Raw genomic sequence first — 15,682 nt, 5'->3', positions numbered from 1 at the left:
CACCACGCACCTGAAACGTCCACCCCATCCGGCCGCCACCCGACCTTCGTCCCATCGCCACTTCGCTGCGTGCAAAGGAGTTGTTTGATGAACCGATCCCGCCATTCCCTGCCGATCCAGGACATGCCGGACCATGCCTTCCCGGCGCGGTCGGATCGCCACCATGAGCCGGCGCCGATGCGCGCCGACCGCTTCGACCGGCACCGTGCGCATCACCGCGAGCACCTCTGCCACGATATCCGCTGCCAGGAGGCAGATCGGGAAATCCGCGAGGTCTTGCGCCGTTATTGAGCGACACGGCGCGGCCGCCCCCCGGTCGCCGGCAAGAAAAAAGCCGCGCGGGCAAACTGCCACGCGCGGCTGACAGGGCGGTCAGCCCCGATCGTGATCAGCGCACCCGACCTTCCTTCCAGGCGGTCAGCAGCGTGTCGTAGGCAATCGTCTCGCCCTTCGGTTTCTCATTGGCAAGCTTCTTCCACGGTGCGCCCTTGTCGCTCAGGTATTTGTTCGGGTCACCCTTGGGATTGAGCTTGGGCGGGCAGTTGGTCATGCCGGCACGCTCCAGCCGAGCCATCACGTCGTCCATCTCCTCGGCCAGCGAGTCCATCGCCTTCTGCGGTGTCTTCTCGCCGGTCACCGCCTGCGCAACGTTTTTCCACCACAGCTGGGCAAGTTTCGGATAGTCGGGCACGTTGGTGCCGGTCGGTGTCCACGCAACACGCGCCGGGCTGCGGTAGAACTCGACCAGACCACCGAGCTTCGGCGCCATGTCGGTCATCGCCTGGCTCTGGATATCGCTTTCGCGGATCGGCGTCAGACCGACGATGGTCTTCTTCAGCGATACCGTCTTGCTGGTGATGAACTGCGCATACAGCCAGGCAGCGGCGACCTTGTCGGGGTTGTGGTCCTTGAAGAAGGTCCATGAGCCGACGTCCTGGTAACCGTTCTGCATGCCCTGCTTCCAGTACGGGCCGTTCGGCCCAGGCGCCATCCGCCACTTCGGCGTGCCATCGGCATTGACGACCGGCAGGCCGGGCTTGACCATGTCGGCGGTGAACGCGGTGTACCAGAAGATCTGCTGCGCGATCTGGCCCTGTGCCGGAACCGGACCCGCTTCGCCGAAGGTCATGCCGGTGGCTTCCTTCGGTGCGTATTTCTTCATCCAGTCGACATATTTGCTCAGTGCGTAGACGGCCGCCGGTGAATTGGTTGCGCCACCGCGTGCCACCGATGCGCCGACCGGCGTGCATTTGTCGTCGGCAACGCGGATGCCCCATTCATCGACCGGCATGCCGTTCGGAATGCCGATGTCGGCGGTACCGGCCATGCTCAACCACGCGTCGGTGAAGCGCCAGCCGAGCGACGGGTCCTTCTTGCCGTAGTCCATGTGGCCGTAGACCGGCTTGCCGTCGATCTCCTTCACGTCGTTGGTGAAGAAGGCGGCGATGTCCTCGTAGGCGCTCCAGTTCAGCGGCACACCGAGTTCGTAGCCGTATTTGGCCTTGAATTTCTGCTTCAGATCATCGCGATCGAACAGGTCGGCGCGGAACCAGTACAGGTTGGCAAACTGCTGATCGGGCAATTGGTACAGCTTGCCGTCCGGCGCGGTCGTGAAGCTGGTGCCGATGAAGTCCTTCAGATCGAGGCCGGGATTCGTGAATTCCTTGCCGGCGCCTTCCATGTAGTCGGTCAGGTTCAGGATCTTGCCGTAGCGGTAGTGGGTGCCGATCAGGTCGGAGTCGCTGATCCAGCCGTCATAGATGCTCTGGCCCGACTGCATCGACGTCTGCAGCTTCTCGACGACGTCGCCTTCCTGGATCAGGTCGTGGTTGACCTTGATGCCGGTGATTTCGGTGAAGGCCTTGGCCAGCGTCTTCGCTTCATATTCGTGGGTCGTGATCGTTTCCGAAACGACCGAGATCTCGTTGACGCCCTTCGCCTTCAGCTTGGCAGCGGCCTCCTTGAACCACTTCATCTCCTCGATCTGCTGATCCTTGCTCAGCGTGCTGGGCTGGAATTCCTCATTGATCCATTTCACGGCCGGATCGTCGGCGGCGGGGGCGGCAGCCACCGAGGCCGCCTCGGTTGCAGGCGCAGCAGCCGGCGCTTGCGCCGTCTCCTCTTTCTTGCCGCAGGCCATCAGGGCCAGCGCGACTGCCGCGGCCAACGCGGTGGTACGCAGTTTCATCGTGGATCTCCTCGAGTTCTCTGGTGTTCCCCGTTTTTTTGTCCGGTGTCGGCAGCCCCCGGGGAAAGCCGGGCCGCTTCACCGCCTTGCATCAACCCTTGCGCATCACCAGCGCCAGCAGCGCCATCGATGCCACGAAGCTGATCCAGATCGACGGCTCGCGCTCGAGCCCGAACCAGTCGACCATCTGCCGGCTCAGGCCGACAAACGCCAGGTTGAGATAGGCCGCGCACAGCAGGCCGATGAACAATCGATCGCCGCGCGTTGTCGCGATCGGCAGAAAACCCTTGCGCAAACGCGTCGGCGACTTGATCTCCCACACCGTCATGCCGACCAGCATCAGCGCAATGGAGATGAAGAACACCGCCACCGGCAAGGTCCACGCCATCCAGTTAAACACGACTTTGCCTCCCATCGAAGCTGTTCCGATGGCCAGGGCGAAGCCACTGGCCAACATCAAGCCACGCCAGCGGATCCGGCTTTGCCGGTCCGCCAGGCGGCGCCCCTTGGGGGCCGAGTCCGGACGTGGACAGCCCAGTGGGCTGTCCGCGCCTGACGAGAAGATGGGCGCCTGCGCCCATCGCGGCCAGCAAGGCGGAGCGAAGCGACTGGGGGGCGCTCATACTCTTCCCATGGCAAAGCCCTTGGCGATGTAGTGGCGGACGAACCAGATCACGATCGCGCCGGGGACGATCGTCAACACGCCGGCGGCGGCGAGCGTTGCCCAGTCCATGCCGGAGGCGCTGACGGTTCTGGTCATCGTCGCGACGATCGGCTTTGCATTGACACTCGTCAGCGTGCGCGCCATCAGCAGTTCGACCCAGCTGAACATGAAACAGAAGAAAGCCGCGACCCCGACACCGGCCTTGATCAGCGGCAGGAAGATCGTCAGGAAAAAGCGCGGGAAGCTGTAGCCGTCGATGTAGGCGGTTTCATCGATCTCGCGCGGAATCCCGCTCATGAAGCCTTCGAGGATCCAGACCGCCAGCGGCACGTTGAACAGCAGATGCGCCAGTGCGACCGCGATGTGCGTGTCCATCAGCCCGAGCGTCGTGTACAGCTGGAAAAACGGCAGCAGGAAGACCGCCGGCGGCGTCATCCGGTTCGTCAGCAGCCAGAAGAAGACGTGTTTGTCGCCGAGAAACTGGTACCTCGAGAACGCATAGGCCGCCGGCAATGCCACGGTGATCGAGATCACCGTATTGATCGCGACATAGATCAGGCTGTTGATATAGCCCGAATACCACGACGGGTCGGTGAAGATCGTCCGGTAGTTCGCCAGCGTGAACTGCTGCGGCAGCAGGCTGAACGTCGACAGGATCTCCTGGTTGGTCTTGAACGACATGTTGACCATCCAGTAGATCGGCAGGATGGCGAACACCAGGTACAGCAGCAGGAAGATCGTCCGCTTCTGGAAGCGCTTGTCATTCATGGCCGGCTCCCGCAGTCTTGTCACCGGTGCCGACGCGCAGCATCCAGTTGTAGAGGATGAAACACAGCAGCAGGATGATCAGGAAATAGATCAGCGAAAACGCCGCCGCTGGTCCGAGGTCGAACTGGCCGACCGCCTTCTGCGTCAGGTACTGGCTGAGGAAGGTCGTCGCATTGCCGGGCCCGCCGCCGGTCAGCACGAACGGCTCGGTATAGATCATGAAGCTGTCCATGAAGCGCAGCAGCACCGCGATCATCAATACGCCGCGCAGTTTCGGCAGCTGGATGTAGCGGAAGATCGCGAACTTGCTCGCGCCGTCGATGCGCGCGGCCTGGTAGTAGGCGTCGGGGATGCTGCGCAGCCCGGCGTAGCAGAGCAGCGCGACCAGCGGCGTCCAGTGCCAGATGTCCATCACCAGCACGGTGATCCAGGCATCGCGGGCATTGCCGGTATAGCTGTATTCGATTCCCATCGCCTGCAGCGCGGCGCCGAGCAGCCCGATGTCGGCGCGGCCGTAGATCTGCCAGATCGTGCCGACGACGTTCCACGGAATCAGCAGCGAGATCGCGACAAGCACCAGCACCAGCGAGGCCTTCCAGCCGGTTGCCGGCATCGAAAGCGCGAGCATGATGCCGAGCGGAATCTCGAATGCCAGCACTGCAAATGAAAAACCGAGCTGACGGAACAGCGCCGAATGCAGGTCGTCGTCGCGCATCACCGCCTTGAACCATTCGGTGCCGACAAACACCCGCCGCTCCGGCGAGATGATGTCCTGCACCGAATAGTTGACAACCGTCATCAGCGGCAGGATCGCCGAGAAGGCGACGCAGATCACCACCGGCAGGATCAGCAGCCAGGCTTTCTGGTTGACCGGCTTCATCTGACCGCTCCCTGCCCACAGGCGCCGCGACGGATTCGAGTCATGCGATCAGCTCCTCATTCCTGTAATAGCAGCTGTGTGGCCCGATCAGCTGCAGCCAGACCTCGCTGCCGACCGCCGGCGCGACCGCTTCGGGCGCGAGGCGCGCGCGCACGATCTGCTCGCCGAATCGCGCCGTCAACAGCTGGTAGGTGCCGATATCCTGATGCCGCAGCACGGTGGCCGGTGCCGCACCGGCGCTGCCGGATGCCGCCAGCTCGACATATTCGGGCCGCACGCCGAGCTGGAACTCGCCGGCTGCGGCCAGCGCGGCCGGCGCATGTTCCGCGCCGAGCCGGTGACCTTCGGCCTCGACGACCCCGGCCTCGCCGTTCCAGCGCGCCGGCAGAAAATTCATCCCCGGCGAGCCGATGAAATGGCCGACGAAGGTGTGGCGCGGCCGCTCGAACAGTTCGGACGCGCTGCCGATCTGCACGGCCCGCCCGCGTGTCATCACGACGACCTGGTCGGCAAAGGTCAGCGCCTCGATCTGGTCGTGGGTCACATAAATCAACGTCAGCTTCAGGTCGTGGTGGATCTGCTTCAGCTTGCGCCGCAGCTGCCATTTCAGGTGCGGATCGATCACCGTCAGCGGTTCGTCGAACAACACTGCGCTGACATCCTCGCGGACCAGGCCACGGCCGAGCGAGATCTTCTGTTTTGCGTCGGCTGTCAGGCCAGCGGCGCGGCTGTCGAGCTGGCCGCTCATCTCGAGCATCTCGGCGATCTTGCCGACACGCTCCTTGATCTTGGCCGCCGATGCGCCGCGATTTTTCAGCGGGAAGGCGAGGTTCTCGGCCACCGTCATCGTGTCGTAGATGACCGGGAACTGGAATACCTGCGCGATGTTGCGCTGCTGCGGCGATTGCGCGGTGACGTCGACGCCGTCGTAGCGGACGCTGCCCTGCGATGGCGTCACCAGACCGGAGACGATGTTCAGCAGCGTCGTCTTGCCGCAGCCCGACGGGCCGAGCAGCGCATAGGCGCCGCCGTCGTCGAATTCCATCTTCAGCGGCAGCAGCGCGTAATCCTCGTCGCGTTGCGGATTCGGCTGGTAGGCGTGTGCCAGGTCGAGCGTGATCCGGGCCATCTCAGTGTTCCGTCCGCTGCGGTGACAACAACAATCTGTCCTCGGCATCGAAAACGTGGACATGGGCCGGATTCAGCGCCAGGCTCAGGTTTTCGCCAAGCTGGAAGTTGTGCACGCCGGTCAACTCGGCGACCAGCTCGCCGAAGGCGGTCTCGATGTGCACGAAGGTGTTCGAGCCCGAGATCTCGGCCAGTTCGACCCGGCCGTCGATCTGCACATCACTGGCCTGCATCTGGCGGCGCAAGGCATTTGCCCGGAAGCCGACCGTCACCTTGCCGGCATGGTCTGCCGGCAGGCGGCTCGGCAACTGCAGCGACTCGCCGGCTGCGGTCCAGCTGATGCGGCCGTCGCCGGCGCGTCCTTCGACGAGGTTCATCGGCGGGTCGCTGAAGGCGCGCGCGACGCGCAGCGACTGCGGGTGGTGGAATACCTCGGCGGTCGGGCCGTACTGCAGCAGTTCGCCGGCGTCGAGCACCGCGGTATGGCCGCCGAGCAGCAGCGCCTCGGTCGGCTCGGTGGTGGCGTAGACGACGGTCGATTCGCCGGCGGCAAACAGCTGCGACAACTCCTCGCGCAATTCCTCGCGCAGCTTGTAGTCGAGGTTGACCAGCGGTTCGTCGAGCAGCATCAGCGGCGCCTGCTTGGCCAGCGCGCGGGCCAGTGCAACACGTTGCTGCTGGCCGCCGGACAATTCGGCCGGCAGCCGCTGCAGAAACGGCTCGATGTGCAGCTTTGCCGCCAGTTCCTGAACCCGCGCGTCGATGTCCGCCTTGCTGCGTGCGCCGCCGCCACTGCGGCGCTGCAGCTTCAGCGGCGATGCGATGTTGTCGTATACCGTCATCGAAGGGTAGTTGATGAACTGCTGGTAGACCATCGCGACATTGCGCTCGCGGACGGTCTTGTGGGTCACGTCGACACCGTCGACGAACAACTGGCCCCTGCTTGCCCGGTCGAGCCCGGCCATCAGCCGCATCAGCGTCGTCTTGCCGGCCTGCGTGGCGCCGAGCAGCACGGTCACCGCATTCGGCACCAGTTCGAGGTCGATCGGATACAGGTGCACATCGGCACCGACCCGCTGCTCGACGCGCTGCAGCGCCAGTTTCATGCTGCCGCTCCCGGCACATCAGCCGGCGCGTTCTCCACCGCGCCGGGGGCTCCCCAATGCTGGCCGCACCACACCGCAACCTGTTCCCGCTGACGTTCGTCCATGTGAAGCCCCAGCTTGCTGCGGCGCCACAACACGTCGTCCGCGGTACGCGCCCATTCAAAACGGTGCAGATAGGCCAGTTCGGCCTCGTGCAGGCCGGGTGCGACCTCGGCACCGAGCCCGTCCTTCAGCAGCGTCTCGACCGCTGCACCATAGGCGCGCGCCAGCCGTCTGGCAAGTGCCGCGTCGAGATCCGGATGGCGCTTGGCCAGCGCCTGCACGAACAATTCGAAATCGGCGTCGGGCTGGTTGGCGCGGCCGATCCAGCCGCTCAGGTCGCCGCCCGGCAGGAACGTGCCCTTGGTCCAGGGGCCGCGCGAATGCTTCAGCGGCGCGCTGAGCAGGTCGGCCGCCTCCTCGGCGAGCTTGCGGAAGGTCGTGATCTTGCCGCCCCAGACCGACAGCAGCGGCGCAGCCGATGTATCCAGTTCAAGGTAATAGTCGCGCGTGATTGCCGACGGGTTGCCGGCCTCGTCGTCGAGCAGCGGCCGCACGCCGGAATAGGTCCAGCAGACGTCGGCCGGCTTGATCGGAGCCGCGAAATAGCGGCTCGCCTGCTCGCACAGATAGGCAATCTCGCCGTCATCGATCTGCGCCTTGCCGACCGGGCCCTGGTATTCATGGTCGGTGGTGCCGATCAGCGTGTAGTCGCCTTCATACGGGATCGCGAAGATGATGCGCTTGTCCGGGTTCTGGAAGATATAGGCATGGTCGTGGTCGAACAGACGGCGCACGACGATGTGGCTGCCCTTGACCAGCCGCAGCTTGCGCGCGCGCGGTGCGTGCGCGCAGTCGGCCAGAAACTGCGCCGCCCACGGGCCGGCGGCATTGACCAGCGCGCGCGCCTGCAGGCTGCGACGCTGGCCGTTCTCCTGCTGCAGTTCGACTGTCCAGCCGCCGGCGCCGCGCAAGGCATCGCTGCAGCGCGTTCGGGTCAGGATCGTCGCGCCGCGCGCCGCCGCGTCGACCGCATTCAGCACCACCAGGCGCGCATCGTCGACCCAGCCGTCCGAATAGACAAACGCGCGCTTGAAGACCGGCTTCAACGGCGCACCGGTCGGATGGCGGGAAAGATCGATGCTCGTCGACCCCGGCAGCACCTCGCGGCGGGCCAGGTTGTCGTAGAGGAACAGGCCGGCGCGGATCATCCACTGCGGCCGCATGCTCGGATCGTGCGGCATCACGAAGCGCAGCGGCCACATGATGTGCGGCGCGCTTCTCAGCAGCACCTCGCGTTCGGCCAAGGCCTTGCGCACGAGCGAGAACTCGTAATACTCGAGGTAGCGCAGCCCGCCGTGGATCAATTTGGTCGATGACGACGAGGTGTGCGCGGCCAGATCGTCCTTCTCGCACAACACGACGCTCAGCCCACGGCCGGCCAGGTCGCGGGCAATGCCCGCACCGTTGATGCCGCCGCCGACGACCAGCACATCGCAGGCGGCCGGCGCGTTTGCAAATGCGCGGGCAGGGTCGTCGCTCTGGACGGTCGGAGGGGTTCCGCTCGGGGAGGTTTCGGTCATGGATCAGCCGGTGGTCGCACCACCGGCAGTCACCGGCGAAGCGCGTTTCGATGCGTTTATTTTCGCAATTGTTCCTTTTAAGGCAAAAACGAGCAAGCGACAAGCGCGAAAACCATCAGTGCCGGCCCTTGCGCTGCCGCTAACCTTGGAGCGGTGAACAAGCCACGCCGATGACACCCAACCTGCGTCAATCCCGCCTGCTCGAACAGGTCAGGGCCGATGGATCGGTCACCGTCGAGGCGCTCGCCGAGCGCTTCGGCGTCACGCTGCAGACGGTGCGCCGCGATGTCGCGATGCTGGCCGACGCCGGGCTGCTGGTGCGTTTTCATGGCGGCGCGCGGATGCCCGGCTCGACGACCGAGAACCTCGCCTACCGGCAGCGCCAGCAGCTCAACGAAGCGGCGAAGAAGCGCATTGCCGAATGCGTCGCCGAGCAGGTGCCGTCCGGCAGTTCGCTGATCATCAACATCGGCACCACCACCGAGGCGATCGCGCGTGAACTGCTGCACCACCGTGGCCTGCGCGTGATCACGAACAACCTGAATGTCGCGGCGATCCTCAGCGGCAATGCCGATTGCGAGGTGATCGTTGCCGGCGGTGTCGTGCGCGCGCGCGACCGCGGCATCGTCGGCGAGGCGACGGTCGACTTCATCCAGCAGTTCAAGGTCGACATCGGGCTGATCGGCATCTCGGCGATCGAGGCCGATGGCAGCCTGCGCGATTTCGACTACCGCGAGGTCAAGGTCGCGCAGACCATCCTGGCGCAGTCGCGCGAGGTCTGGCTGGCCGCCGACCACAGCAAGTTCAACCGGCCGGCGATGGTCGAACTGGCGCGGCTCGACCAGGTCGACCGGCTGTTCACCGACCTGCCACCGCCGCCGCCGTTTCCGAGGCTGCTCGCCGATGCCGGCGTCAGCTGCATGACCTGTCAGGACCGAACCGGATCCACGCCATGAGCAAAGCCAACTACATCCTCGCGCTCGACCAGGGCACATCGAGCTCGCGCAGCATCGTCTTCGACCGCGACGGCGCAATCGTCGCGATGGCGCAGCGCGAATTCGAACAGATCTATCCGAAAGCCGGCTGGGTCGAACACGACCCGAAAGCCTTGTGGGCGACGCAGCTCGAAACCGCACGCGAGGTGCTCGCGAAAGCCGGCCTGCAGGCCGGTGACATTGCATCGATAGGCATCACCAACCAGCGCGAGACGACCATCGTCTGGGACCGCCGCACCGGCGAGCCGATCTACAACGCGATCGTCTGGCAGGACCGCCGCTCCGAGCCGATCTGCGCGGCACTGCGCGAGAAGGGGCTGGAGCCAGTGTTCCGCAACAAGACCGGGTTGATCATCGATGCCTATTTTTCCGGCACCAAGCTGCAGTGGATCCTCGACCATGTCGACGGATCGCGTGCACTGGCCGAAGCCGGGCATCTGGCCTTCGGCACCGTCGACAGCTGGCTGCTGTGGCACCTGACCGGCGGCGTCAACGATGCCACGCGCGCGCAGGCGGTTTTCGCCACCGACGTCAGCAATGCGTCGCGCTCGCTGCTGCTCGATGTGCACCGCAACGAATGGGACGACGAGTTGCTGTCGCTGCTGCGCATTCCGCGTGCGATGCTGCCGCAGGTGCTGCCGTCGAGCCATGTCTACGGCCACAGCCTGCCCGAGCTGCTCGGCGCCGCGTTGCCGATCGGCGGCATCGCCGGCGATCAGCAGAGCGCGCTGTTCGGCCAGGCCTGTTTCACGCCCGGGCTGGCCAAGAATACCTACGGCACCGGCTGCTTCGCGCTGATGCATACCGGCAAGACTTTCCAGACCAGCCAGAACGGGTTGATCACGACCAGCGCCGCGCAGACCGGTGCGACGCCTGAATATGCGCTCGAGGGCGGCGTCTTCATCGGCGGCGCGGTGGTCCAGTGGCTGCGCGACGGCCTGCGCGCGATCCGCAGCAGCGGCGAAGTCGAGGCGCTCGCGACCTCGGTCGCCGACAGCGGCGGCGTGATGTTCGTGCCGGCATTCACCGGCCTCGGCGCGCCTTACTGGAAACCCGATGCCCGCGGCAGCATCGTCGGCCTGACACGTGGCAGCACGGTGGCCCACATCGCACGCGCCGCGGTCGAAAGCATCGCCTACCAGAGTGCGGCGCTGCTGCAGGCGATGAGCCGCGATGCGCAGGCGGCCGGCGGCGCAGCGGTCACCGAGCTGCGCGTCGATGGCGGCGCCTGCGTCAACGACATGCTGATGCAGTTCCAGGCCGACCTGCTCGGCATTCCGGTCGTGCGGCCGAAGGTCATCGAGACGACTGCGCTCGGTGCGGCCTACCTTGCCGGCCTGAGCAGCGGCTTGTTCCGCGACCTCGACCAGCTGTCGGCGCAGTGGCAGGCCGAACGACGTTTCACGCCGCAGATGCCGCGTGAACGCGCGCAGCAGCTGATGGCGGACTGGGAGCACGCGGTGCGGCAGACGGTTGCCGAGTAGCCGGCGCCGGGTGCCATTGCCGCGCGGCCGTCACACTGCCGCGTTCAGGTATCCGGCTCGTTGCGCGCCTGCCAGAGGTCGACAAACATCATCACGATGCCGATCAGCACCACGATGATCATCGCCGGCTCCTGCACCTTGATCACGAAGCTGGCGAGAAAAGCGACCATCAGCGCCGCGCCGATCAGACCGAACAGCAGTTTCATTTCAGTTCGTCCCAGTTGAGCCGCTCATGCCGCTGCCTCGACCTGCTGCACCAGCCAGCGTGCAGTGCGCAGCAGCCGCGCATCGTTGCCCTTGCGCCCGACCAGCTGGACGCCGATCGGCAGGCCGTTTTCACCATGCAGCAATGGCAGGCTCAGGCTGGGCATGCCGAGAAATGACCACAAGGTGCACATCACCGGATCGCCGGTTGCCTGCAGCCCGCGCGGCGCGGTGCCGAGCGCGGCCGGCGTGACGATCGCGTCGTAGTGCTCGAACACGCTGTCCAGGCTTTGCAGCAGCAGCGGGATGCGGGATTTCGCGCGGCGGTCTTCAACCGCCGTGACCTTGCGGCCGCGCTCGATCTGCTGCTGCAGCGACGGCGACAGTTTTTCGCGTCCACGCTCGTATTCGAGTTCGAACGAGCCGGCGATTTCGGCCTCCATCACCAGCTTGTGCCAGCCGATCGCCTGCTCGGAACTGGCCGGCAGTTCGAACGGCGCGATGCGTCCGGTCAGCAACTCGAGCAGTTCGCCGAAAGCGGCCTGCGCGTCGGTATCGACGCGGTCCCAGAACGGTGTCTGCACCCAGGCCAGTGTCGGTGGCAGCGGCGCCTCGCTCGAGGCCATTCGCGTCAGCGGTGGCGCCGCCTGCAATCGCGTCGTCGAATCGCCTTCGTCGTAGCCGACCAGGGCCTCGGCGAGCAGCGCGACATCGTCGAGCGTGCGGCCGAAGACGCCGACCGCATCGAATGCCGGCGACTTCGTCAGCACGCCGGTGCGCGGAATCAGGCCGGCGCTTGGCTTGAAACCGTAGACGCCGCAGAACGAGGCCGGGCGGATCATCGAGCCGTTGGTCTGCGTGCCGATTGCCAGCGGCACCATGCCGGCGGCGACCGCCGCGGCCGAGCCGCTCGAAGAGCCGCCGGGGGTATGCGCCGGATTGTGCGGATTGCAGGTCTTGCCCGGCGCATAGGTCGCCAGTTCGGTCGTCACCGTCTTGCCCATCACGAGGCCGCCGGCAGCAATCAGCCGTTGCACGACGACGGCGTCGCGGTGCGGCATTCGTCCGGCGTGCAGCACGGTGCCGTCCTCGGTCGGCAATGCGGCGGTGTCGATGATGTCCTTCAGGCCGACCGGCAGCCCGAACAACGGGCCTTCGGGCTCGCCGGCGGCGTGCGCCTCGTCGGCGGCCTCGGCCTGCGCGAGCAGGTAGCGCCGGTCGAGGCACTCCCAGGCTTGAACCTGCGGCTCGACCTCGTCGACCCGGGCCAGCAGGGCCTGGACATATTCGGTCGCCGACATCTCGCCGGCGACCATCTTGCTGCGGGCTGCGACGGCACTGAGGCCGGCCGCGCTGGAAGGGTCGAGGTTCATGGGTCAGCGGCTGTACAGGACGCCTGGCAGCCAGTAGACGACTTCGGGAAAGATGTACATCGCAGCCATCGCGACGAACACCATCGATACGAATGGCAGACAGCCCTTGAAGATCGACGCAAGCAGCACATGGGGCGGCGCGACGCCTTTCAGGTAATACGCCGACATCGCCATCGGCGGCGTCAGGAACGAGGTCTGCAGGTTCATCGCAACGAGGATACCGAAGAACAGCGGGTCGACATCGAACAGCGGCAGCAGCGGCAGGAAGATCGGCACGAAGATGATGATGATCTCGCTCCACTCGAGCGGCCAACCGAGCAGGAAGATGATCACCTGCGACATCAGCAGGAAGGTGATCGTGTTCAGGTTCATGCTGAGCACGAATTCCTTGATCACGCTTTCGCCGCCGAGGTAGCTGAAGATCGACGAAAACAGCCACGAGCCGATGAAGAGGTAACAGACCATCGCTGTCGTGCGCGCGGTCAGATAAACCGCCTCGCGCAGTTTCGGCCACGACATCGCGCCATAGGCCGCCGCCAGGATCACCGACCCGAGCGCGCCGATTGCCGCTGCCTCGCTCGGCGTCGCCAGGCCGAACAGGATCGCGCCGAGCACCGACATGATCAACACCGCCAGCGGCACGAAGGCCTTGAACAGCAGCAGCACGACCTGGCCGAACGGCATGTCGGCCTGGTCGCGCGGCAGCTTCGGCATCAGCTTGGGCTTCATGATCGCCAGCGTCACGACATAGGCGATGTACAGGCCGGCGAGCAGAAAGCCGGGGATCAGCGCCGCCGCGTACAGCTTGACGACCGAGACACCGGCCGTTGCGCCGTAGACGATCAACATGATCGACGGCGGAATCAGGATGCCGAGCGTGCCGCCGGCGCAGATCACGCCGGCCGAGATGCGCTGGTCGTAGTTGGCCTTCAGCATCGCCGGGAAGGCGAGCAGGCCCATCAGCGTGACGACCGCGCCGACGATGCCGGTCGCGGTCGCGAACAGCGCACAGGTCACCAGCGCCGCGATTGCCATCGCACCCGGTACGCGCCGGAATGCCACCTGCAGGCTCAGGAACAGCTTGTCGAGGATATTCGACCGCTCGATCATGTAACCCATGAACAGGAACAGCGGTATCGCGACCAGGATGTCGCTGTTCATCACGCTGAACGTGTTCTGCGACAACAGATAGAAGACGCGGTTGTCGAAGAACGACTGGTCGGGCGTGAAATAGGCGTAGTAGCCGAAGGCCACCCCCATCGCCATCAACGTGAAGGCGATCGGAAAGCCCAGCATGATGATGAAGATGAACAGCCCCAGCATCAGCAGGGCAAGGTTCGGATCGCTCATGAGTGGATACCTTTGGCTTGCTCGCTGGTGTGCAGTTGCTTCAACTGGTCCTCGAGTTCGTCGACGTCATGCATGCGCGGCGGCCATTCGCCTTCCTTGATGCACAACACGCAACGCAGCACTTCGGCAACGCCCTGCAAGGTCAGCAGCACGCCGGCGGCCGGAATCAGCATCTTCAACGGCCAGATCGGCACCCCGACCGGGCTGTTGACGCTGACTTCCCGGATCGCCATCGACTCCATGCCGTAGCCCCAGCCGGCAATGACGAGCGCCAGCACGCCCGGGAAATAGAACAGGAAATAGAGCACGAACTCGAGCATCGCCTGCCGCCGTGGCCGCCAGCGGCGCGACAGGATGTCGGCCCGCACATGGCCGCCGCGCGACAAGGTATAGGCGCCGCACATGATGAACAGCGCGCCGTACAGGATGTAGCTGAGGTCGAAGGCCCAGCTGGTCGGATCGCGCAGCGCATAACGCACGAAGACCTCGTAGCTGATGCCCAGCGTCAGGATCACGATGCACCACGCGAATGCGTGGCCCACCGACTTGCTCAACATGTCGATCGTGCGGATGACAGCGCGGATCATCGTCGCTCCTCGCAAAGAAGGGAGGCGACTGCCTCCCTTCGTGGATCAAGCACGGCCGGCGGCGGGCCGCTCGGCGATCGCGGTCAGGTCGTCAGGCCCGGGATCTTGCCGTGGATGTGCTCGTAGCCGACCAGGTAGTCGGCCTCGTTGAGGAACATGTATTTGGCGACCCGCTTCGACCACGCCTTCTGGCTGTCGACGACCTTCTTGAAGAACGGATCCTCGTCGGACAGCTTCTTCGTGATCACGTCCCAGGCCTTCATCTGTGCTTCGAAGACCGACTTCGGCGTGCGGTAGACATTGACCTTGTCCTTGCTGATCAGGTCGTCGAGGTCGCGTGAATAGTTGTCCATGGCGGTCCACCAGTTCGACTGCGAGGCCGCCTCGGCCGCGTATCGCAGGATCGCCTGCAGATCCTTCGGCAGCGAATCGTGCTTCTTCTTGTTGAAATTGATCTCGAAGAATTCCATCGCCTGGTGGAAGCTGCCCATCATGTAGTTCTTCGCGACGTCCTGTGCGCCGAAGCGGCGGTCGGAAGTCGGGTTGTTGAACTCGAAGGCCTCGATCACGCCGCGGTCCATCGCAGGCACGATCTCGCCACCGGGCAGCTGCGTGACTTTCAGCCCCATCTCCTGCATCAGGTCGGCGGCGAGGCCGACGGTGCGGTATTTCAGGCCTTTCAGATCGTCGGCGCTCTTGATCTGCTTCCTGAACCAGCCGAGCGGCTGGGTCGGCATCGGCATCGCGAAATAACCGACGACGTCGAGATTGAGCTTCTTCAGCAGCTCGTTGTACATCTCGAGTCCGCCGCCACGGTAGATCCAGGCCAGCGTCTGCGGCGCATCGCAGCCGTTGATCGGGCCCGAACCAAACAGCGATGCGACCTTGCTCTTGCCGTACCAGTAGACCGGCACGCTGTGGCAGGCATCGAGCACGCCCTTGCTGGTCGCATCCATCACCTCGAACGGCTTGACGACGGCGCCGCCGACCAGATAGTCGATGCGCAGCCGTCCGCCGGACATCTCGTTGACGCGCTTCACATATTCTTCCGCCATCTCGTTGAAGATGTCCTTGGCGCCCCAGGCGCCCTGCATCTTCAGCACCACTGGCGACTGCGCGACCGAAACCATCGGTGCGGCAAGCGCCGCTGCACCGGCCGCACCGGTCAGTGCAGCGCCGAGGAAGCGCCTGCGAACCGGCTGAACTTGCTGATCCGTCGAGGTGGCCGATGGTCGTTGGGATTCCGTCATGCGAGTCTCCTGAAGTTGTGTCAGCGCCGTCGCAGTCCGAAAGACCGCAGACCGTGCGGGGACACTATCTTGCTCAGGGGAGG

At 64.9% G+C, this 15,682-nt stretch carries 16 protein-coding genes; 4 read left to right on the top strand and 12 right to left on the bottom strand.

Annotated elements, in window-relative coordinates; all coding sequences use genetic code 11:
- The first annotated feature begins 87 nt into the window (after positions 1-87).
- Complete coding sequence (locus ACNH6H_RS11545; protein WP_418317794.1) at positions 88-291, top strand: hypothetical protein; 204 nt, start codon at positions 88-90, stop codon at positions 289-291.
- A 97-nt stretch (positions 292-388) separates the two neighbouring features.
- On the opposite strand, the gene ACNH6H_RS11540 is transcribed toward ACNH6H_RS11545, so the two are convergent.
- The 7 genes from ACNH6H_RS11540 to glpD form a co-directional block, all read right to left on the bottom strand.
- The gene (locus tag ACNH6H_RS11540) at positions 389-2,188 is read right to left on the bottom strand and encodes an ABC transporter substrate-binding protein (RefSeq protein ID WP_418317792.1); all 1,800 of its coding nucleotides are present in this window, start codon (positions 2,186-2,188) and stop codon (positions 389-391) included.
- Positions 2,189-2,279: 91 nt separating this feature from the next.
- Positions 2,280-2,588 carry a DUF2160 domain-containing protein gene (locus ACNH6H_RS11535; protein WP_418317790.1) on the bottom strand — a complete coding sequence of 103 codons (309 nt, stop codon included), beginning with the start codon at positions 2,586-2,588 and terminating at the stop codon, positions 2,280-2,282.
- Between the two features lie 219 nt (positions 2,589-2,807).
- Positions 2,808-3,620: a carbohydrate ABC transporter permease gene (locus ACNH6H_RS11530; protein ID WP_418317788.1), complete on the bottom strand. Its 813-nt coding sequence runs from the start codon at positions 3,618-3,620 to the stop codon at positions 2,808-2,810.
- On the bottom strand, positions 3,613-4,500 hold the full coding sequence (locus tag ACNH6H_RS11525; protein WP_418317786.1) for a carbohydrate ABC transporter permease: 888 nt from the start codon (positions 4,498-4,500) through the stop codon (positions 3,613-3,615). The genes ACNH6H_RS11530 and ACNH6H_RS11525 overlap by 8 nt, the downstream gene beginning before the upstream one ends.
- Before the next feature lie 40 nt (positions 4,501-4,540).
- Positions 4,541-5,629: an ABC transporter ATP-binding protein gene (locus ACNH6H_RS11520; protein ID WP_418317784.1), complete on the bottom strand. Its 1,089-nt coding sequence runs from the start codon at positions 5,627-5,629 to the stop codon at positions 4,541-4,543.
- A gap of 1 nt (position 5,630) precedes the next feature.
- Positions 5,631-6,734, bottom strand: coding sequence for an ABC transporter ATP-binding protein (locus tag ACNH6H_RS11515; RefSeq protein WP_418317782.1), 1,104 nt, complete (start codon positions 6,732-6,734; stop codon positions 5,631-5,633).
- Positions 6,731-8,356, bottom strand: a complete 1,626-nt coding sequence (gene glpD, locus ACNH6H_RS11510; protein WP_418317780.1) for a glycerol-3-phosphate dehydrogenase — start codon at positions 8,354-8,356, stop codon at positions 6,731-6,733. The genes ACNH6H_RS11515 and glpD overlap by 4 nt, the downstream gene beginning before the upstream one ends.
- On the opposite strand from glpD, the gene ACNH6H_RS11505 reads away from it, so the two are divergent.
- From ACNH6H_RS11505 to glpK, 3 genes are read left to right on the top strand one after another with little or no spacing between them, the layout of a single operon-like run.
- Positions 8,355-8,513, top strand: coding sequence for a hypothetical protein (locus ACNH6H_RS11505; RefSeq protein ID WP_418317778.1), 159 nt, complete (start codon positions 8,355-8,357; stop codon positions 8,511-8,513). The genes glpD and ACNH6H_RS11505 overlap by 2 nt on opposite strands.
- Positions 8,514-8,526: 13 nt before the next feature.
- Positions 8,527-9,312, top strand: a complete 786-nt coding sequence (locus tag ACNH6H_RS11500; protein WP_418317776.1) for a DeoR/GlpR family DNA-binding transcription regulator — start codon at positions 8,527-8,529, stop codon at positions 9,310-9,312.
- A complete protein-coding gene (glpK, locus tag ACNH6H_RS11495) occupies positions 9,309-10,835 on the top strand; it encodes a glycerol kinase GlpK (protein ID WP_418317774.1) in 1,527 nt (508 codons plus the stop codon). Before ACNH6H_RS11500 ends, glpK begins: the two co-directional genes overlap by 4 nt.
- A gap of 44 nt (positions 10,836-10,879) precedes the next feature.
- On the opposite strand, the gene ACNH6H_RS11490 is transcribed toward glpK, so the two are convergent.
- The 5 genes from ACNH6H_RS11490 to ACNH6H_RS11470 form a co-directional block, all read right to left on the bottom strand.
- Positions 10,880-11,041, bottom strand: a complete 162-nt coding sequence (locus tag ACNH6H_RS11490) for a hypothetical protein (RefSeq protein WP_418317772.1) — start codon at positions 11,039-11,041, stop codon at positions 10,880-10,882.
- A 24-nt stretch (positions 11,042-11,065) separates the two neighbouring features.
- Positions 11,066-12,412 (bottom strand): amidase, encoded by a 1,347-nt coding sequence (locus ACNH6H_RS11485; RefSeq protein WP_418317770.1) that lies wholly within the window; start codon positions 12,410-12,412, stop codon positions 11,066-11,068.
- A 3-nt stretch (positions 12,413-12,415) separates the two neighbouring features.
- Positions 12,416-13,762 (bottom strand): TRAP transporter large permease, encoded by a 1,347-nt coding sequence (locus tag ACNH6H_RS11480; protein WP_418317768.1) that lies wholly within the window; start codon positions 13,760-13,762, stop codon positions 12,416-12,418.
- Positions 13,759-14,349: a TRAP transporter small permease subunit gene (locus ACNH6H_RS11475; protein WP_418317766.1), complete on the bottom strand. Its 591-nt coding sequence runs from the start codon at positions 14,347-14,349 to the stop codon at positions 13,759-13,761. Before ACNH6H_RS11475 ends, ACNH6H_RS11480 begins: the two co-directional genes overlap by 4 nt.
- Before the next feature lie 83 nt (positions 14,350-14,432).
- A complete protein-coding gene (locus ACNH6H_RS11470; RefSeq protein WP_418317764.1) occupies positions 14,433-15,599 on the bottom strand; it encodes a TRAP transporter substrate-binding protein in 1,167 nt (388 codons plus the stop codon).
- Between the last annotated feature and the right edge of the window lie 83 nt (positions 15,600-15,682).

The organism is Pseudideonella sakaiensis, assembly GCF_048320135.1.
Classification (GTDB): Bacteria; Pseudomonadota; Gammaproteobacteria; order Burkholderiales; family Burkholderiaceae_C; genus Ideonella_A; species Ideonella_A sakaiensis_A.
Note: the sequence above shows the minus strand (reverse complement) of the source record. Positions and strands in the feature narration are given on the sequence as shown.